The following is a 19,902-nucleotide window of genomic DNA, read 5'->3' as shown; positions in this document are numbered from 1 at the left end:
ACAAGAACCGTCATCTTATGAAAAGCCTCAACGCTAAGGTTAACCAATTTCTTCTGTTTTGGATATTATTGGTCGTCGTTATGATTTACGGCCAAGCCATCCTCATTCCTATCACATTTGCTGCTCTGCTCGCTATGCTCATGGTTCCGGTAATTGATTTCTTTGACAAAAGAGGGTGGAAACGGGTTTTTTCGACGATTGTGGTCATTGTTATACTTCTGGCGTTTATCGTGATGATTATGATGGTTCTGGTGGGGCAGATATCGAGCTTAAAAAGCGAACTGCCGAGAATAGAAGAACGAGCAAACGAATTGATTAATTATCTGCACGATTACATATATGCGATATTTGATTACTCGGTTGAATCCCAAAAGGAATATCTGAAGTCGCAGGTGAAGACCTTGGGCGAATCTTCTGCCGGCTATTTTACTACATTACTGACGGGGGTTACGGGTGTAATCGTACAAATTATAATTACGCTTGTAGTTACATTCTTGCTCTTGTATGATAAAGAGAAATACCGTGCTTTCTTTTTTCAGGTGTTGAAGATGGAAGACCGGGGTGAACGGCATGAAATGCTGAACCAGATAACAAAAGTTTCACAGCAGTATTTGTTGGGTCGTATCATATCTATGAGTATTTTGTTTGTACTCTACTACATCGCACTGGTAGCCATCGGTGTGGAAAATGCTTTGCTCTTGGCAGGTGCTGCTGCTATAGTCAACATCATCCCTTATGTCGGGCCGATTCTCGCTGCGGTATTTCCGGTGATCATGGCGTTGGTTACCTTCGATACTTTTGAACCAGCTATCTGGGTGATTATCATTTTTAGTATTATTCAGGGTATTGATAATTATTTTGTCACGCCCTTTTTCATGGGCGGAGAGGTACGATTGAGCGCATTGGCAACGATCTTGATTATTATCTGTGGTGGGTTTGTATGGGGCATACCTGGGATGATCTTATTTGTGCCCCTATTGAGTATGGCGAAGATTATCTTTGACCACGTCGATTCTCTTAAGCCCTATGGAAAACTCATTGGTACCCCAGAGGGGGAAACTCCGTCGAAGCGATTTCATAATTGGCTGCGGGGAAAATTAAAACGTTGAGAAGTCGACTCTTGAGAAATCGCCAAACAATAAAAATAATAATTGCGCGTTTTTGCATTATTGGCAAATATCATGCATCTTTGGGATCTCACTAACCCAAACGCCGATTATTATGAAACTCGCTTATCAACCCGCACGATATTTCGTTTTATTATTACTGGTAATCCTTTTTGAAGCTTGTTCTTCGTCTAAAATTGTTGTAGACCCTTCTGCTAAAAAGGATGTAGATGATAAACTACTGCACCACGGACCAATAGATGTTCCGAGGGAATTTAGGGCTGCATGGGTAGCGACGGTTGCTAATATTAATTGGCCGAGTAAGCCGGGCTTGTCGGTTGAGGAACAACAAAAGGAAGCTATCGCACTATTGGATTCACTGGAAAGGTTAAATTTTAATGCGGTTGTGTTTCAGGTGCGGCCACAAGCGGATGCGCTGTATGCCAGTGAACTGGAGCCTTGGTCTTATTACCTGACGGGTGAACAGGGTAAGGCACCAGCACCATTTTACGATCCGCTAGAGTTTTGGATTCGCGAAGCGCATGCGCGTGGGATGGAGCTTCACGCCTGGCTGAACCCTTATCGGGCGCATCATACGAGTGGTGGTAAGGCACCAGGTGCTTCGTCGATTATCCACAAGATGCCGGAGTCGGTGGTACGACTGGAACAGGGCTATTGGTGGTTTGACCCGGCTTTGGAAAGTACGCAGGAACATTCGCTGGCTGTGGTGAAAGACATTGTGTCGCGCTATGACGTGGATGGGATTCATTTCGATGATTATTTTTATCCTTACGAATCATATAATGGAGGGAAGGATTTTCCGGATGATGTAAGTTGGGTCGCTTATCAGAAAAGTGGAGGGAAATTGTCGCGTGCCGACTGGCGTAGACAGAGTGTCAATGAGTTTATCCAAAAGGTGTATGCAGGAATCAAAGAGGTGAAGGAGGATGTGAAATTTGGGTTGAGCCCGTTTGGTATCTGGCGGCCTGGGTATCCGTCTTCGATTGCAGGAATGGATCAATATAATACGCTTTATGCGGATGCGAAGTTATGGCTTAACGAGGGTTGGGTGGATTATTTTTCTCCGCAACTGTATTGGCCGATTAATCGGATAGCCCAAAGTTTCCCAGTATTACTGAACTGGTGGCAGGAGCAAAACACACATCAACGTCACTTGTGGCCAGGGATCAATGTAGCTGCAGGTGGCCGTGGTGAAGATGGCGCCGATGAGGTGGAGAATCAGATCATGATTTCAAGGGGGATTACAGGAGAGAGTCCCGGTGTGGTTCATTGGAGTGTTGGGCCGCTTCTTCGGAATGATAGTTTAAAAGCGAGATTAGCACGCGGGGTATATAAAAATCAGGCTCTGGTACCGGTGACAGATTGGCTGAGTGCAGGTTCTTTAAAAAAGCCCGACGCGAGCGTTGAGAAAGCGACTGATTATATTACGGTTAAATGGGATGCTCCGGAAAAGGGGAAGTCGTTCCAGACGATAGTTTACTATCAGTACGGATCGGGTTGGGAATATCAGGTTATGGGTGAGAAATTTACGTCCTTGCGACTGGAACGGAAGCAGGCGTCAGGTGATCTAACCGCTGTGCAGCTTGCTTATGTTGATAAAAACGGTAGAATCGGTGAACTGTCAACTCTAGAACTGTAGATTATGAAATGCTTTGGTTGTTTTCTAGGTTTTGCTTCATTATTTGTACTGATAAATCTCTCTGTATTTGCACAGGATTCTCCAAAAAAGGCTCCATCAGCTTTAAGAATGACTCCCTCAGACACGATTCATCGGACGGCAGCAAAAACGGTGGGTGATTTCCCCTTTTTGGAGTACGGTATGGGTGAGGATCGGCTTGGCGGAGCTAAAATGACTTTTCTGGATACAGGTATCGTATTAAATGTTGTGGATAGTGTGGGTAGTCGCTATAAAGTGCAACTTTCCCGTTTGCATCATGCTTTTATACCGAAGAACAATGTGGAGATTGTTGACCCTGTCGCTGTGAGGGAAGGGATCAACCTGACGAAATCCTGGCATGTTTCAGGTGATGAAAACTATGATTATCTGCGTGTAGCGCTGGATAAGAAGTTGCCGTACCGGAGTATGCAGCAGATTAATCCGAACCGGATTGTACTGGATGTTTTTGGGGCAACGAGCAATACAAACTGGATTACGCAGCTGAAATCTGTGAAGGAGATTAAAAATGTCTATCATGAGCAGGTAGAGGAAGATGTGTTTCGTGTAATTATTGAATTGAACAGTAAGCAGCATTGGGGTTATCAAATTTACTATCAGGGATCTAGCTTAGTCGTTCGTGTGAAAAGGCATCCCGAAAGGTTTCGGATGAAGAACCTGAAAATAGCGGTCGACGCAGGGCATGGAGGTTCGGCAACCGGAGCTGTGGGCAGTACCGGAGCGCAAGAGAAGGAATACACGCTATTGTTTGCGAAAGAATTGGAGGCTTTGTTGGCAAGGAAGGGAATTGAGACCGTTATGACGCGAACGGAAGATGTGGATGTGTCCATGACCGAACGGTTGAATCACTTGCTGGAAGAAGATCCGACAGTTCTAATCAGCCTGCACCTGAATTCGGCCTCGAGGGAGTCGGCTAAGGGGGTAAGTACCTATTACCGCTACATTGGCTTTAAGCCAATGACGGAATATATCCTGGACAGGATGCTGGATTTGGGATTGGATGAATTTGGTAATATTGGCAGCTTTAATTTTTCGCTCAGCGGGCCAACTGAATATCCGAACTGTCTGGTAGAAATTGCCTTTATCAGCAATAAGGAGGATGAGCAGCGCATAATGGATCCTAAATTCCATAAGCAGGTAGCAAAGCAGATCTACAAAGGTATTCGGGATTGGTTGAAAGCGAGCAGGAATTAGCTAGATAACATGTACTTGATTGGCGAATTTCTGTAGGCTTTCATGTTTTGGATCTAAATCAGTAATCAAATAATGGATATTGCTCAGGCTACAGACTTTCATTTTCTGAACGGAATTAAGCTTTTCGGCGATACTCAATAAAGCAATTTTTTCTGAACAGCGCAACATAGCCTTTTTGATCTGGATGATCTCCCAATCGGAGTCGGTCAATCCTTCCTCGACCGAAAGACTGTTGGTCCCGAGAAGACAGAGGTCAACCTTAATCTCAGACAGCTGGTTAATTACCTGTGAACCGATGCTGACATTACTACTTTTTGATAATCTTCCTCCAATAAGAATCACCTCTGCATGACTGCGTTCTGCCATCTCTAAAGCAACAAGGGGGCTAATGGTGAAGAATGTACACTGTAAGTTTTTGGGGAATGCTTTTGCCATTTCAAGCATGGTGGTCCCGCCACCAGCAAGTATCGTCATGCCGGGTTTAATGAGTTTAGTGGCTTTTAGGCCGATGATTTTCTTTGCATCTCGTGCGTAAACCTCGTTTTCCTGAAAGGGGAACTGATAAGACTTGGAGAGAGCCCCACCATATACTTTCGTGACTTTGCCGTTTTCTGCTAATTCATTGAGGTCACGGCGTATGGTATCTTCCGAAACTGCCAGTTTATCGCTTAGATCAGCCGATAGAACACGATTATGCAGGTTAATCTGCCGAAGAATATAAGATTGACGCTCCTCTTTTAACATAATTTTCAGGTTTGGTTTGCGGTTTAAAGATACGTAAAAAAGTGTTTGATAATTAAGAATAGCGAGTTCTTTTTATGCGTATTAATGCGGTTTGTTACAATTCAAGGTCAGCGTTATAACGTTTTAGCGTGCAATTTTTGACGTTTTTGAAATAAATCGTGCATAAATACGCATAGCCTTGTAAAATATTTTTATGTTTGTATAGAACTAAAACCAAACGTTAACCATTGTAAGCAATAATAAGATGTCTTTAAGAAAAGTAATCTCCCAATCCCTGTATGCTTGTGTCGTTTTAATAATTTGTACGGCAGCGATGGCCTGCTCTTCAGGATCCTCTGCCAAAGAGAATGCTAATCAATCAAAAACCAACTCATCAAGCGATACTGAGATCCTTCCGGGAGCTGACCAGCTCGATGAATACCTTCCGTTGTTAAAGGGTAAAAAGGTTGGCATCATGGGTAATCAAACGTCAGTTGTGGGTGATAGACATTTGGTAGATGTATTATTGGAGAATGAGGTTGACGTCAAGTTTGCTTTCGCGCCGGAACACGGTTTTCGGGGTGATATTGAGCGCGGGGAGAAAGTGAGCAATGATGTGGACGAGAAGACAGGTCTGCCGCTTCATACACTTTATGGAAAGAATGAGAAAGCAGATTCGATTGTCAATTCAATTGATGTGATGATCTTCGATTTGCAAGATGTGGGTGCACGTTTCTATACGTATATTACATCGATGCACCGTGTTATGCAGCTTGCGGTGAACAACGGCAAGAAAGTGATTGTACTGGACAGACCAAACCCGAATGGCGATCAGGTAGATGGTCCTGTTAGAAAGGATGATAAGTTTAAATCAAACGTCAGTTATCATAAAATCGCTATGATCCATGGTTTGACTGTGGGCGAGTTAGCGAAAATGATTAATGGTGAGGGGTGGTTGGAGAACGGCGAGCAAGTTGATTTGACTGTAATTCCTGTGAAAAACTATGATCATAGCATGAAGTATGAGTTGCCGGTGATACCGTCTCCTAGCCTTCCAAATTATACATCAGTCCGGCTGTATATGTCGCTGTGTTTATTTGAGGGTACAGATATCAGTATTGGCCGCGGCACAGATTGGCCGTTCCAGGTAATTGGTTATCCTGATCCGGTGTTTGGTGACTTTACATTTACTCCGGGTACACGTCCGGGAATGGCTGCGCATGTTGAGCAGCAAGATGAGCTATGTTATGGTATTGACTTAAGAGATATCGATGCTGAGAACGAGAAATTCACCTTAAAATACCTAATTGATTTTTATAATAAAGCTGATTTCAAGGATGAGTTTTTTGCGCGTCCTGAATTCTTCGATAAACTGGCGGGAACAGATGAGCTTAGGAAGCAAATTATTGCCGGAAAAACAGAAGACGAGATTCGTGCATCCTGGAAAGAAGAATTGGATGCTTACAAAGAGATGCGCAAGAAATATCTGCTATATCCCGATTTTGAATAGAAATTAGGAATAAGCTAAGCATTATAAACTGGTGCAGCCCCTCATTCGGGTTTGATGGTAGATTGATCCGTTTCGAGAGTTGGGTGACCGTATTTTTTTAACCAAATTATGAATACAGTGCATATTTTAACAAACTAACACATGAGAAAAGTTTTACTTTTATCGGTTGCATTAGGTTTGATGGTTTCTGCAGACGCCCTGGCGACAACATCTGTGGCGGCGACAAACCGTTCAGCAACTGCAATCTACTCGGCAAATAGATTGAAGCAGAATACGGTACAAGGTACTGTATCTGACGAGCAAGGGCCGGTTCCGGGAGTTACAGTTAGCGTAGTGGGAACAAATACCGTCGTTGTTACAGATAGTAATGGGCAGTACCGCATTGATGCGCCGGTTGGTGCAACATTGCGCTTCTCAAGTATTGGGTATGCCACAAAAGACATCGTTGTATCGTCAGCGACATTGGATGTGGTTCTGGAGGTGTCGCAAAGTTCACTTGAGCAGGTCGTAGTGGTAGGTTATGGTGTACAAAAGAAAGAGCATCTAACAGGAGCAGTGTCTTCGGTGAACGTTGAAGAGGTATTGGGTAGTAGACCAATTCCTGACGTGGGTAGAGGATTACAGGGAACAGTACCGGGGTTGTCTATTGTTGTGCCTAGTGGTGAAGTTGGTTCGGATCCGGTAATAAAAATCCGTGGTCAGATTGGGTCTATTGTTGGTTCAAGTAATCCATTGATTTTGGTAGATAACGTTGAGATACCGAGCATTCAGATGGTGAACCCAGATGATATCGAGTCGATCAGTGTCTTAAAGGACGCGGCATCTACTTCAATTTATGGTGCAAAAGCAGCTTTTGGTGTTGTATTAATAACAACAAAGAAAGGCGCAAAAATGGATGGGAACGAAGTTGCTTACTCGACGAATCTTTCCTTTCAAAGTCCATTTAAAGATATCGAGATCGCTGGAATAGATGGGCTGGAATATACGCTTGAAGCTCATGAGAACATGAAGTCTAGTGGTCCAGCTGGTGGTTTTTGGCGAGTAAGCAGAGAAAGCTTTGAAAAAATCAAAGAATGGCAGACGCTCTATGGTGATGTGGTGGCTTATAATGATCCGGTTGTTTATGGAAGGGACTGGTACTTTGATGGTACTGATAAATATGGATATAGAATTTATGATCCCGTTGAGACGATGGTTAAAGATCATGGATTCTCCCAAAAACATAATATTAGCTTAAATGGTAAAAAAGAAGACACAAGATATAATTTCAGCGTTGGCTACTTAGGGCAAGAGGGGATGATGAAGCCAGCGAATCATGATGATTATAAAAGATTTACTTCAAACTTAAATGCTTCGACAGCAGTAAATGACTTTCTGACGTTGCGTGGTGGAGCGAGGTTTACCGATGGAACAAAGCGTTATCCGAATTCGGCGACGGGCTTTGGCGCTGACCCTTGGTTATACCTATATCGTTGGAGCCGTTTGTTCCCAACAGGGGTGACCGAATTGGGCGAAGAGATCAGAGACCCGTACTTTGATACAAAGAATGCGAACGATGCGATTGAACAGAAACGCTATGTAAACTTGAACTTAGGTACGACGGTCGACTTTACTAGCAATTGGAACTTAATTGCTGACTATGCATATACTACCGAATTTAACAAATTCACAAATTCACTCCCCAAAATGGATGGTGCTTTTCATTGGTATGCACCTGTCGCTTGGAATGATGAGGAGGGGAACAGGGTATATGTAGACGAAGCTGGAAATATAACGGAAGATCAAGAAAATGGAATACCGGGCTTTAGGTTCCCAATGAATGAGTACATAGGAAAAGATCAAACCTATTTCTATCAAAATTCATTTAATTCTGCAAAACATACATTTAATGCGTATTCGACATATAATTTAAATCTTGAAGACAAACATGATTTTAAATTTATGTTGGGGACTAACATAATCGCATATAAATGGGATAGTCATTGGTCTGAAAGAACGAACCTGATTAACCCAGATAATCCGCAATTTAACTTCACGGTTGGAACACCTGACGTTGGTGGGAGTGCGAATTGGGATTCACAGGTAGGCTTCTTCGGTAGAGCGAATTATGCCTTTATGGATAAGTATCTCTTTGAAGCGAACCTTCGCTATGATGCGACATCCAAATTTCCAACGCATTTGCAATGGAAGTGGTATCCATCGTTCTCAGCTGGTTGGGTGTTGTCAAACGAAACTTTTATGCAGTCGCTTGACCCAATCCTGAGTTTTGCAAAAATAAGAGGCTCGTGGGGTAGTATAGGGGACCAATCGGTTCCAAACTCGCTTTATCTGCCAACCATGGCTATCGGACAAAATTCATGGTTAAACAGTGGAGGTGAGCAATTCTTCCAATTAGGTACTCCTCCACCTGTATCGATGGCGATATCGTGGCAGGATATTGAACACTTAAACTTGGGTGCGGATTTACGATTCTTTAACAACCGTTTCGGGATTACCGCCGAGTGGTTTCAACGAGATACACGTAACATGATTATCCCCGGTGAGTCGTTACCAGACACCTACGGCGCAAATGCACCACAAGGAAACTACGGGAATTTGAGAACAAAGGGATGGGAGTTGGCAGCTGATTATAGTCATATGTTTGAAAACGGTCTTCGACTTAGCCTGAACGCTAATATTTCAGACGCTACGACTGTAGTGACCAAAGGAGCGGACTGGAATACGCCTTGGGAAAACAGAAGTTTGGGTAGCACATTTGCCACTGGCAGAAGATACGGTGATATATATGGATTTGTAACCGATCGTCTATATCAAAAAGAAGATTTCGTACACGACGCAGATGGAAATATCCAGCAAGTAACGATCGTTCACCGAGGTACCGCAAAGGTTACGAACCAGTTGGTGGGCGATAACCCTGTCTATCAAACTTATTTTGAGGATGGTAATCAGGTGATGTTGATCAGTCCGGGTGATGTGAAATTCGTCGATGTAAATGGCGATGGATATATCGATAACGGACAAAATACCTTTGGCGATCCGGGCGACCAAGTTGTGATTGGAAACTCGACACCACGCTATCAATATGGTTTCCGTGTGGGTGCTGATTTTAAAGGATTTGACTTGTCAGTCTTCTTTCAGGGAGTTGGTAAGAGACAGATCTGGGGTAATGGTCAATTGGCCATTCCTGGTTACCACGTAAAAGATGGTGCAATGCCGCAGGCGATTGCTGAAGATTTCTGGAAGGAAGATCGAACCGATGCTTTCTACCCTCGGGCTTGGAACCTAGGTGGGGGTAATAGTGGATTCGTGATGAGGCCTCAGACACGTTATCTGTTAGATATGTCTTATCTGAAAATTAAGAATATCACATTCGGTTACGCGCTTCCTCAGAACATCCTGAGAACAATACACCTTTCTAGAGCGCGTATCTATGTGTCGCTAGAGAATATGTTCACCTTTGACAATCTGAGAGGTCTTCCAATTGACCCGGAGGCAATTTCTGGGCATTCTATGCTAACGGATAATAACGGAAATTACAATTTGGGCAGAACAGGTACCTCGAACCCGGCTTTTAAATCGGCTTCATTTGGTATTCAAATCGGTTTATAATTATAAAAAGATATTAAAATGAAAATCAAACATATAATAATCGGATTTTTAGCTTTGGCGCTCGGTGGGTGTACAGAGTTTTTGGATAGACCGCCTTTAACGTCGTTAACGGATGAGACAGCGTGGGAAAATGAGGAAAACGTTCGTATGTATGCGAATAAATACTATCCTGACTTCTTTATTGGTTATGGTACTGGATTTAGCTATGGCGGTGCTGCTTTAATGGGATTTACATTCAGTGATGACGCAGTTCTTTTGGGTCGCCAAAGTAATTTTACAAGGGCGGTTCCCAACAGCGGAATTTGGAGTTATTCATCTATACGATCTATAAATATCATGATCGATCGGGTGGAAAACGGAATGGCAGATAAACTAGAAGAAGAAGCCTATTTACATTGGCTAGGGATAGGCCGGTTTTTTAGGGGATTCCGCTATTCTCAATTGGTCTTCGCATATGGGGATGTACCCTACTATGATAAAGAAGTCAGTGATACCGATTTAGATGCTCTCTATAAGCCAAGAACACCACGCAATGAAGTGATGAATGCTGTTTATGATGATTTTAAGTTTGCATTAGAAAATGTTCGGCTAAACGATGGAGATCAAAGTGTAAACCGGTATGTAGTAGCGGGAATTGTATCCCGATTGGCACTACAAGAAGGAACATGGCAGAAATATTACTATAAAAATGACGAACAAGCGAAGAAGTTCTTCGAGTTAGCTGTCGAAGCCGGAAACATGGTGATCAGTAGTGGTCGTTATGACATCGAAACAGATTATCGCAGTTTGTTTACTTCAAATGACTTGAAGGGCAACAAGGATGTACTTCTTTACAGACATTATGATGCTGCGGTGGGTATTAAACATGCGATCTCTACGAATGCGAACCTGTCTGAATCGTTGATTTTTGGTCCGTCTACAGATCTGATCAAATCATACATCTGTCAGGATGGTAAAGTGTGGCAGAATTCAGGCGAAGAGGATGCCGATAACTTTGAAATTGAAAACTTGATGAAAACAAGGGATTCAAGATTTGAAGCGTCATATCATATTAAACCTCATCCCAGAAACCGAGGGTCCTTGTTATACATCACAAAATTCTTACCACGTGAAATTGAAGCAAGTGTAGCGGCAGGAAATACACCTCCGCCAGATTTCCTTGGTGCTAATAACGTGACTGACTATCCGGTGTTAAGGTATGCGGAAGTATTAATCAACTGGGTTGAAGCAAAGGCTGAATTGGCTACTTTGGGAGGAGCGGCTGTTTCTCAAGGAGACTTGGATAAGTCGATTAATAAAATTCGTAAAAGACCACTTGCAGCACAGGCGGTCGAAAGAGGGGTTAAAGAAACAGCGCCATTGAAGATCGGAGCATTGCCTCAAGACCCTGAACGTGATCCACAAGTGTCTGCTCTGCTTTGGGAGATTAGAAGAGAGCGTAGAATGGAATTTGCTTTTGAAGCTTCTCGAATTGCTGATCTGGAGCGCTGGCATAAGCTTGATTACATGGATACAGACGCGCATATGGATCTGTTGTCTGGGGCATGGGTGAATTTTCCAGAGCAATTAAGTTCGGAACTGAACTCAGCAAATATTGGTAAAATTTCAGTAGTTGGTTTAGACGGTTCAATTACAGTATACAATGGTAGCAACAAGGATGAGATGAAGGGTTTTTACCGTCATACAACCAACGAAGGACGCTTGCCATATTTAAACCAAGCGAACATCAACCCATATCTTGCGCCAGTTGGGAGAAATCAAATCGACGAATATGCAGCGAAAGGGTATGAGTTGAAGCAGACCGAGGGTTGGCCGCAGAATTAATAGACATAAATATGATTAGATAATCATTTTAGAAATTGACAGATATGAAAACATTATATAATTTTCCAAAATGGGGACTATTGCTCGGCTTGATTGGTGTAATGATCTTCAATTCATGCTCCGAGGATTTCCCGGAGAACATCGAGTCGTCGAAAATGACGGTATTGAAATCAATCAAGATTTTAAATGCAGGAGCTGATGGATCAACAGTGATAGAAGGTGTAATAGACGAAAATAAAAAGACAGTATGGTTTCCGCGCGTAGATCCTGAAACAGATGTATCCGCTATTCGGTTTGAGATTGAAGCATCGGAAGGTGCCGTGTTGGAGACCGATACCTATGCTTTTCCTTTTGGTGAAGGAGATGCGGAAAAAACAGTTACTATTAAGCTGGTAAATGAACCTCGATTTCGTGAGTATATGGTGACGCTACGCTTGCGTGTGCCAGTTTTCGGTGCAGATTTTAGTAAGCCAAACGTTATAGATCATACGAATAATGAACTCGGAAGCCCTGCTTATCCGGCATTTAGTGGCATGACGACCCGTGGTTCCGGCTTTGACGGTGAACACGTATTGGTTGTAGCAAGGAACGACATGCAACCTCATTTGTTGAGAATGGCCGACTTGAAAAACAATGAAATAAAACGGATACCGTTGAACATGACTGGTGTATCGGGAGGAACCTATACATTCAATATGGGTGCTCAGGTAAATGGTCATACCTATATCGCTAACCTTTCTGGAGGAACAGCAGCGAGCCCGCTGAATATCTATCATTGGGATGATCCTAGCAAGGCGCCACAGCGCATTGCTAATCTGGATCTTTCTACAATACCTGGTTCCGGAGGGCGTCATGGAGATAATATGTCGGTTAATCTAGACGAGGATGGAAATGGTTATATCTTCTTTGGAGACAATGCGGGGAACAAAGGGTTACGGTTGAAGGTGACAGGTTATACAACGATCTCTGCTCCTGCGGCATTTGCGATCTCTCCTGCAGCCCAAGCGTGGGCGACATGGACACAAGTTGGAAATACAGATAGCTATTTGTATTCGTCGCACTCGTCACCGATTAGTGTTGTAAATGCCGGTGGCACAAAATCGTATACGATGGGTAGTACAACGATCCCTATTAGAAGTTCTGACCCACGTGTTATTAACTTCAATGGGAAACGCTATTTAATGGCAACTACTGCTGCGCGTGGAGCGGGTGAACCGGTTGTTTTATCAGTGTATGATATCTCTGGTGGGAGTGATATTGTGGAGGCATTGAATATCTTCGAAGGATTGCCAGAGCATGATGCAGTTTATAGCTACTCTTTACTCGGTCCTGATAATCAGGCTCCATCAACCCAAACAGCATTTAATATCATCAAAGACGATGAAGGTAATGATAAAACATTGGTATTATATACAGCATCGACAGATGCGGGTTTTGTTATTATCGAAATCCCAAGAATGGAATTGGATGACTAAGCCGGGCATAAATTAAAAATAGCCGATTTGATAGTTCGATGATGGACTGTCAAATCGGTTATATCCGAATGCGATAAATGATGCAAACCATTGATATGAAAAAACTTGCTTTATATCTGATAACATTTTCCCTGTTTTCTGTTTTTCTCGCGTCCTGTAAAAAAGAAAGCGGTGTTGAACCCATTGAGCCGGAACCTCCGGTAACTGAGGAGGAAGAATTAAGCTTTCCGGCGAAAGAAATGCGGGCTGTTTGGATTACTACGGCTTGGGGGCTGGACTGGCCACAAAGTGACTATAGTATTGAGTCACAGAAACAACAGTATATCGCTTATTTGGATAAGTTCAGCGAACTGAATATAAATGCGGTGTTTTTTCAGGTGAAAGGAATGGGGGATGCTTTCTATACATCGCCATATGAGCCTTGGAGTGTTGCAATTACGGGGACAAGAGGCAAAGATCCAGGTTATGAAGTATTAAAGTTTATGATCGATGAAGCACATGCGAGAAATATTGAATTTCATGCTTGGATGAACCCCTACCGTATAGCGACACGGGCAAGTTCAGGTACTCCGTATCCTGCTTTGCATAGTTCGGTTGATTCTAAATGGGTCGTTAGCCATGAGAAGATACAAATATACAACCCAGCACTTCCGGAAGTTAGGGAACGTCTGGTTGATATAGTCAAAGATTTGATCTCTAAGTATGAAGTTGACGGAGTTCACTTCGACGACTATTTCTACCCTGCTCCGTCTGCGGCCGGTCAAATGGTTCCCGATCAATCAGACTACGAAAAATATGGTGCTGGATACAGCTCGATAGAGGATTTCCGGAGGGGGAATGTGGATAATGCAATTGAAGCGGTTCATAATATGATCGTTGCGACAAAACCAGGAGTCGTATTCTCGGTATCGCCGGCCGCGGGACGAGATTATAACTACAATACCATGTTTGCCGATGTCGCAAAATGGAATCAAGAAGGATGGGTGGATATTGTGATACCGCAATTATACCAAGAGATTGGTAACCAATATAATGATTTTCAAACGAATTTGATTTGGTGGTCGCAAAATAGTCATAAAGCAGCTTTGATGATCGGTCACGGGTATTATAAGTTTGGAGATCCAACAGCACCCGCTGCGTTCCAGTCTGCAGCAGAGTTAGAGAAACAGTTTAATTTAACCAGGAAGAACAGTAAGGTGGTGGGAAATGCGATGTATAGTGCGCGGTATGTTATGCTTAACAAAGTTAGTATTACAGATCAGTTGGCTTCGCTTTATAAAAATCCGGCTGTCATGCCATTTGTAGGTCGTGCGGTTGCGCCGGCTCCTGCACCTGTGCAAAATGTGAAAATTGAAGGGAACTCTTTAAAGTGGAGTGCATCGGGCGATGTGAGATCCGTCGTGTATTATTTTTCCGATTTAAAGAAAAAAGGTGAAGTCTTTGCAATTACTCGTGATAAAAGTATTGAGGTGAGCAATAAGGGATATTACTCGGTCTCGACGATCAATAGTGACCACGCAGAAAGTGTACCTTCAGACGTTATAGAAAAGAAATAAATTCCCATGACTCGGATCGCTACTTTCGTCTGTTTCTTTGTTTTCTTCGGAATACAAGTTTTTGCCCAACCGTTTAAGTTTGCGCATGTTACCGATACGCATATCGGGGGAGAAACAGCGGCTGAAGATTTAAGGAGGACGGTTTTGGATATTAACCTAAACCCTGAAATTAAATTTGTTTTGATAACAGGTGATATAACGGAGTTTGGATCTGATGAAGAATTGCTTTTAGCAAAGCAGATCTTAGATAGTTTGACTTTGCCCTGGTATATCGTGCCGGGAAATCATGATGCTAATTGGTCTGAAAGTGGCGGGAATAGCTTCCGCCGTGTTTTTGGGGCAGAAACGTTTGAGTTCAAATACAACGGCTATCAGTTCATGGGCACGAATTCAGGACCCAATATGAGAATGAGCCCTGGTCAGGTGCCGCGAGAGAATCTGGTGTGGATGGATTCGATCTTTAACGCAGAGCCGGATAGTAAAATGCCATTGATTTTTATTAACCATTACCCTCTGGACAGCGAACTGAATAATTGGTATGAGGTTATTGACAGACTAAAAACAAGAAATATTCAGCTGGCTTTGTGTGGTCATGGTCATAGTAACAGATTGATGGATTTTGAAGGTATACCCGCGATTATGGGCAGATCGAATCTGCGAGCTAAAGACAGTATTGGCGGGTATAATATCGTGACAATAAAAAATGACGAGGCAACTTACAAGACTCGTATTCCAAGCATGACCACAAAAGAGCCTTGGGCAAGCGTACGCCTGGTTAATCATCATTTTGATCAAGAGCAAGCCAGCTGGAGCCGTCCGGACTTTTCAGTTAATGAACGTTTTAAGAACGTATCTGTTTCTTGGAAATTTCAGGATGATAGTGATCTCGGGGTCGGCTTAGCCGTTTATAAGAATACTGCAATCACCGCTAATACAAAAGGGGAAGTATATGCCCTGAGGTTGAAAGATGGAAGTAAAAAGTGGAGTTTCCAGACGAATGGGAAGGTTTATTCAACACCAGCCGTATCAGGAAATTATGTGGTTGTAGGTTCGTCAGATGGAAATATTTACTGCCTGGATGCCCGAAATGGCAAGGAGGTCTGGACTTATGAAACGGAGAAGGCCGTTCTCGGTTCACCATTTATCATTCAGAAGACAGCCTATATTGGCGGATCGGACGGGCATTTTCGAGCCTTCGATCTAAAAAGTGGTACATTGAAATGGGATTTTGATCGAGTTGAAAACTTTATCTCATCGACCCCTTTGTTCTATAATGGAACGCTCTATTTTGGAAGCTGGGGGAATGATTTTTACGCGCTGGACGCAATAACAGGAGCAGTGGATTGGAAATGGGACAATGGTTCTACAAACCGAATGTTTTCAGCAGCTGCTGTGGTACCGGTTGAGGCCAATAATAGGGTTTTTATTGTCGCGCCGGATCGGTATATGACTGCTCTTGATGCTTCAACAGGCGAGGTGATTTGGAGAGAGAAGAAAGATAGTAGCCGAGTGAGGGAGTCGATCGGTTTGGCTGAAGACAGGGAAAAAGTATATGTAAAGACTATGGACGGTGATCTGTTGGGTGTATCGACGAGAGCAAACAACATGGAGATAGTCTGGGAATCTGAACTGGATCTCCCTTATGAACTAACACCGTCGGCAATCGTTGAAAGCAATGGGCTGGTTTTTGTTCCAAGTCATAGTGGATTGCTAAGTGCGGTAAATGCTGATAACGGTGGGGTGGAATGGCAGTATAAGATATCAAATGCGATGGTTAATCCCATTAAGCCGTTCGGGAAAGATAAAGTGTTGGTGAGCTCGATGGATGGGACTATTTTTTGTTTAAAATATCATTAGTTGAAAGCGAAGACTAGCTGATTATGAAAGGAAAAAAGATCATCCGTATCATGCTGACTGTATTTGGACTGTTTGTAATGGTCGGTTTTTTGGCATGCTCAGCAAAAAGACTTGGGGGTGGGGAGCAACGAGCGTGGATACGGATTAATCAGTTAGGATATACACCTGATGGCATAAAAATAGCAGTATGGGGGTCTAAGTCGTCTAACAAGATTGAGTCTTTTCAGTTAATGGATGCTGAAACTGATGAAGCGGTGTTTAAGTCGGAAGCCGGTATGCCATTTGGCGCCTACGGACCGTTTGAAGAGACGTATAGACTGGATTTTAGTGCTTTTTCAGATACTGGGAAATTTTATTTACAGGCCGGAAATGCTAAATCTCCTGTTTTCTCTGTTAATAAAGATGTTTACCAAGGGACAGCAGATTTTGTTTTGAGGTATCTTCGACAACAGCGGAGCGGTTTTAACCCCTATCTGAAGGACTCATGCCATGTGCATGACGGTTATACAATGTATGGTCCGATGCCAGACTCTACGCTGATTGATGTATCGGGTGGTTGGCATGATGCTTCGGATTACCTGCAATATTCTACTACATCGGCCAATGCTACCTATCATTTGTTGGCTGCCTACCGCGATTTTGGGGAGTTTTTTTCAGATGCTCATTTGGCAAATGGATTGGAAGGTAAGAACGGTATTCCAGATGTATTAGACGAAGCGCGGTGGGGTTTGGAATGGTTGCTGAAGATGCACCCGCGGGAAGACTGGATGTTTAACCAGTTGGCTGACGATCGGGATCATCAGGGCTTGAGGTTGCCGACAATCGATTCAGTTGATTACGGAATGGGGCCTGGAGGTGCGCGACCAGTATATTTTATAACTGGGGAACCGCAGGGTTTAGGAAAACATCAAAACCGGGCAACGGGAACATCGTCAACTGCCGGTAAGTTTGCTTCGGCTTTTGCACTGGCATCACAAATTTACGAGAAGAAGGATGCTGAGCTGGCAAGTGTCTTTTATGATAAAGCCCTTTCGGCTTACAAATTTGGCCTTCGTAAACTGGGCGTAAGCCAGACTGCACCAAATTTAGCTCCTTATTTCTATGAAGAGGACAGTTGGGCAGATGATATGGAACTGGCTGCTTCGAATTTATGGAAATTGACCGGAGATGATGACTATTTGAATAAGGCGGTAGATTATGCGCGGATGGAGAAAATTACGCCGTGGTTAGGTCAAGATACGGCTCGACACTATCAATGGTACCCTTTCCATAATTTTGGGCACTATGAAATAGGGAATAATGAAACCACTGCATATTATAAAGAGGGTATAGAAAAGGTACACGCAAAGGCTGAAAAAAATGCCTTCTATAGAGGAATCCCTTTTATCTGGTGCTCGAATAACCTGACAACCTCTTTTGCAATCCAATGCTATTTGTATCGCAAAATGTCAGGGGATGAAACCTATAGGGAATTGGAGCAAGCAAATATCGATTGGCTCTTTGGCTTAAATCCTTGGGGAACGAGCATGGTTTATGGCCTCCCTTCTTGGGGGGATACGCCTGCTGATCCGCATTCTGCTTTTACACATCTACATGATTTTCCAGTAGATGGCGGACTGGTAGATGGACCGGTTTATACCTCTATCTATAATAACCTGATTGGTATTACCTTATACAGCCCAGATGAGTATGCAGCGTTTCAGTCTGACTTGGTCGTATATCATGATGATTTTGGAGATTATAGCACGAATGAACCAACCATGGATGGAACCGCGTCTTTGGTTTATCTATTAGCGGCAATGGAGGATGAAGCAGTTAGTCACCCATCGGTCAGCAAACTGAAACGAGATCGTTTTGGCGCCGTCATCCGAGGTGACGAAACGAAAAAGCTAGTCGCCTTGATATTTTCAGCAGATGAATTTGGCGAAGGAGCCGGTTATATCGCAGAAGTGCTTAATCGAGAAGATCAAAAATCGTCGTTCTTTTTTACAGGAAATTATTTGAGAAAAAAAGAAAATCAAGGGATTGTGGATAAGCTTGTTCGGGACGGACATTACGTCGGAGCACATTCTGATCAACATTTATTGTATGCACCGTGGGGGAATCGAGATTCATTGTTAATTTCGCAAGAGGAATTTGAAAAAGATGTTATCGAAAATTATAACTTGCTTAAGAAATGGAACCTAGATAGGTCAACAAGCAGGTTTTTCTTGCCGCCTTATGAATGGTACAATGACACAATAGCAGACTGGGTAGCCAAGATGGGTTTGGAACTTATTAATTTTACGCCGGGTATCCGAACACCTGCAGATTATACATGGCCTGACATGGGTTCGCGTTATGTAAGGAATAAGGCGATTTTCGAATCAATCGAAGACTTTAAAGAAAAAAATAAAAATGGGTTAAATGGTGCAATTATTTTGATTCATGCTGGAACAGATCCGAAAAGAACGGAAAAATTTTATCATGAACTACCAAAATTAATTGAATTATTGAAAAATGACGGGTATCAATCCGTCACAATAGATAAACTGCTAAATGAATCGCGTAACTGAAAAAGAATCAAATTATAACCATCTGGAGAAGATGAGTATCCATGAAGTGTTAACGAATATTAATCATGAAGACCAGAGTGTGCCTGATGCTGTAAAGAAGAGTATCCCGCAGATAGAGGCACTGACAGGTGCTATTGTAGAGAAGATGAAGAAGGGTGGGCGGCTGTTTTATGTTGGTGCAGGTACTAGCGGCCGACTGGGTATCCTGGACGCATCCGAGTGCCCACCAACTTTCGGTGTGCCCTATGACTGGGTAATCGGACATATAGCAGGCGGTGATACGGCTATTCGCAAGGCAGTGGAATTTGCGGAGGATGATCAAAAACAAGGATGGAAAGACCTGCAGGAATATTCTATCAATGAAAAAGATGTACTTGTCGGCATAGCTGCATCGGGAACAACCCCATATGTCATCGGCGCTTTGCAAGCAGCAAACGAAGCAGGATTGGTGACCGGATGTGTTGTGTGTAACCTGGACTCACCGGTAGCTGCAGAAGCAAAATTCCCGGTTGAGGTAGTGGTGGGGCCAGAATTTGTAACTGGTTCTACAAGGATGAAAGCTGGTACAGCTCAGAAACTCGTCCTCAATATGATCTCGACGACAGCAATGATTCAGCTCGGTAGGGTAAAAGGGAATAAGATGGTTGATATGCAGCTAAGTAATAATAAGTTGGTAGCCCGGGGTGTTAAAATAATTATGGATGAAACCGGTGCTACGGAAGAACAGGCAACTGAACTGCTTGAAAAGCACGGAAGTGTGAGGGCTTCGATTGAAAATTATAGATCATAAAGAGATT

At 43.1% G+C, this 19,902-nt stretch carries 12 protein-coding genes; 11 read left to right on the top strand and 1 reads right to left on the bottom strand.

The annotated features are described in order from the left end of the window. Positions 1–17: 17 nt before the first annotated feature. The 3 genes from D3P12_RS02050 to D3P12_RS02040 all read left to right on the top strand — a co-directional run bounded on the left by D3P12_RS02050 (position 18) and on the right by D3P12_RS02040 (position 3,996). Positions 18–1,109, top strand: a complete 1,092-nt coding sequence (locus D3P12_RS02050; RefSeq protein WP_118193425.1) for an AI-2E family transporter — start codon at positions 18–20, stop codon at positions 1,107–1,109. A gap of 112 nt (positions 1,110–1,221) precedes the next feature. Further along, complete coding sequence (locus D3P12_RS02045) at positions 1,222–2,766, top strand: glycoside hydrolase family 10 protein (protein WP_118193424.1); 1,545 nt, start codon at positions 1,222–1,224, stop codon at positions 2,764–2,766. A 3-nt stretch (positions 2,767–2,769) separates the two neighbouring features. Continuing rightward, a complete protein-coding gene (locus D3P12_RS02040; RefSeq protein ID WP_118193423.1) occupies positions 2,770–3,996 on the top strand; it encodes an N-acetylmuramoyl-L-alanine amidase in 1,227 nt (408 codons plus the stop codon). On the opposite strand, the gene D3P12_RS02035 is transcribed toward D3P12_RS02040, so the two are convergent. After that, a complete protein-coding gene (locus tag D3P12_RS02035; RefSeq protein WP_118193422.1) occupies positions 3,997–4,740 on the bottom strand; it encodes a DeoR/GlpR family DNA-binding transcription regulator in 744 nt (247 codons plus the stop codon). A gap of 244 nt (positions 4,741–4,984) precedes the next feature. On the opposite strand from D3P12_RS02035, the gene D3P12_RS02030 reads away from it, so the two are divergent. From D3P12_RS02030 to murQ, 8 genes are all read left to right on the top strand, one after another. Further along, on the top strand, positions 4,985–6,229 hold the full coding sequence (locus D3P12_RS02030; protein ID WP_245977365.1) for an exo-beta-N-acetylmuramidase NamZ family protein: 1,245 nt from the start codon (positions 4,985–4,987) through the stop codon (positions 6,227–6,229). A gap of 141 nt (positions 6,230–6,370) precedes the next feature. Continuing rightward, the gene (locus tag D3P12_RS02025) at positions 6,371–9,838 is read left to right on the top strand and encodes a SusC/RagA family TonB-linked outer membrane protein (protein WP_118193420.1); all 3,468 of its coding nucleotides are present in this window, start codon (positions 6,371–6,373) and stop codon (positions 9,836–9,838) included. 18 nt (positions 9,839–9,856) lie between these two features. After that, positions 9,857–11,662 (top strand): RagB/SusD family nutrient uptake outer membrane protein, encoded by a 1,806-nt coding sequence (locus D3P12_RS02020; RefSeq protein ID WP_118193419.1) that lies wholly within the window; start codon positions 9,857–9,859, stop codon positions 11,660–11,662. A 44-nt stretch (positions 11,663–11,706) separates the two neighbouring features. After that, complete coding sequence (locus tag D3P12_RS02015) at positions 11,707–13,137, top strand: DUF4623 domain-containing protein (protein WP_118193418.1); 1,431 nt, start codon at positions 11,707–11,709, stop codon at positions 13,135–13,137. 95 nt (positions 13,138–13,232) lie between these two features. After that, complete coding sequence (locus D3P12_RS02010; RefSeq protein ID WP_118196933.1) at positions 13,233–14,693, top strand: glycoside hydrolase family 10 protein; 1,461 nt, start codon at positions 13,233–13,235, stop codon at positions 14,691–14,693. A gap of 6 nt (positions 14,694–14,699) precedes the next feature. After that, a complete protein-coding gene (locus tag D3P12_RS02005; RefSeq protein WP_118193417.1) occupies positions 14,700–16,550 on the top strand; it encodes an outer membrane protein assembly factor BamB family protein in 1,851 nt (616 codons plus the stop codon). 23 nt (positions 16,551–16,573) lie between these two features. Beyond that, on the top strand, positions 16,574–19,105 hold the full coding sequence (locus D3P12_RS02000; protein WP_245977364.1) for a glycoside hydrolase family 9 protein: 2,532 nt from the start codon (positions 16,574–16,576) through the stop codon (positions 19,103–19,105). Beyond that, entirely contained in the window at positions 19,089–19,895 is an 807-nt protein-coding gene (gene murQ / locus D3P12_RS01995; protein WP_118193416.1) for an N-acetylmuramic acid 6-phosphate etherase, read from the top strand. Before D3P12_RS02000 ends, murQ begins: the two co-directional genes overlap by 17 nt. The last annotated feature ends 7 nt before the right edge of the window (positions 19,896–19,902 follow it).

Source organism: Pedobacter indicus, assembly GCF_003449035.1.
Taxonomy (GTDB): domain Bacteria; phylum Bacteroidota; class Bacteroidia; order Sphingobacteriales; family Sphingobacteriaceae; genus Albibacterium; species Albibacterium indicum.
The sequence above is the reverse complement of the archived record's forward strand: the minus strand, read 5'-3'. Positions and strand labels throughout refer to the sequence as shown.

Excerpts from the sequence above, each read along its gene's own strand:
- D3P12_RS02050 (WP_118193425.1), top strand. The coding sequence starts at position 18 with ATGAAAAGCCTCAACGCTAAGGTTAACCAATTTCTTCTGTTTTGGATA.
- D3P12_RS02045 (WP_118193424.1), top strand. The coding sequence starts at position 1,222 with ATGAAACTCGCTTATCAACCCGCACGATATTTCGTTTTATTATTACTG.
- D3P12_RS02040 (WP_118193423.1), top strand. The coding sequence starts at position 2,770 with ATGAAATGCTTTGGTTGTTTTCTAGGTTTTGCTTCATTATTTGTACTG.
- D3P12_RS02035 (WP_118193422.1), bottom strand. The coding sequence starts at position 4,740 with ATGTTAAAAGAGGAGCGTCAATCTTATATTCTTCGGCAGATTAACCTG.
- D3P12_RS02030 (WP_245977365.1), top strand. The coding sequence starts at position 4,985 with ATGTCTTTAAGAAAAGTAATCTCCCAATCCCTGTATGCTTGTGTCGTT.
- D3P12_RS02025 (WP_118193420.1), top strand. The coding sequence starts at position 6,371 with ATGAGAAAAGTTTTACTTTTATCGGTTGCATTAGGTTTGATGGTTTCT.
- D3P12_RS02020 (WP_118193419.1), top strand. The coding sequence starts at position 9,857 with ATGAAAATCAAACATATAATAATCGGATTTTTAGCTTTGGCGCTCGGT.
- D3P12_RS02015 (WP_118193418.1), top strand. The coding sequence starts at position 11,707 with ATGAAAACATTATATAATTTTCCAAAATGGGGACTATTGCTCGGCTTG.
- D3P12_RS02010 (WP_118196933.1), top strand. The coding sequence starts at position 13,233 with ATGAAAAAACTTGCTTTATATCTGATAACATTTTCCCTGTTTTCTGTT.
- D3P12_RS02005 (WP_118193417.1), top strand. The coding sequence starts at position 14,700 with ATGACTCGGATCGCTACTTTCGTCTGTTTCTTTGTTTTCTTCGGAATA.
- D3P12_RS02000 (WP_245977364.1), top strand. The coding sequence starts at position 16,574 with ATGAAAGGAAAAAAGATCATCCGTATCATGCTGACTGTATTTGGACTG.
- murQ (WP_118193416.1), top strand. The coding sequence starts at position 19,089 with ATGAATCGCGTAACTGAAAAAGAATCAAATTATAACCATCTGGAGAAG.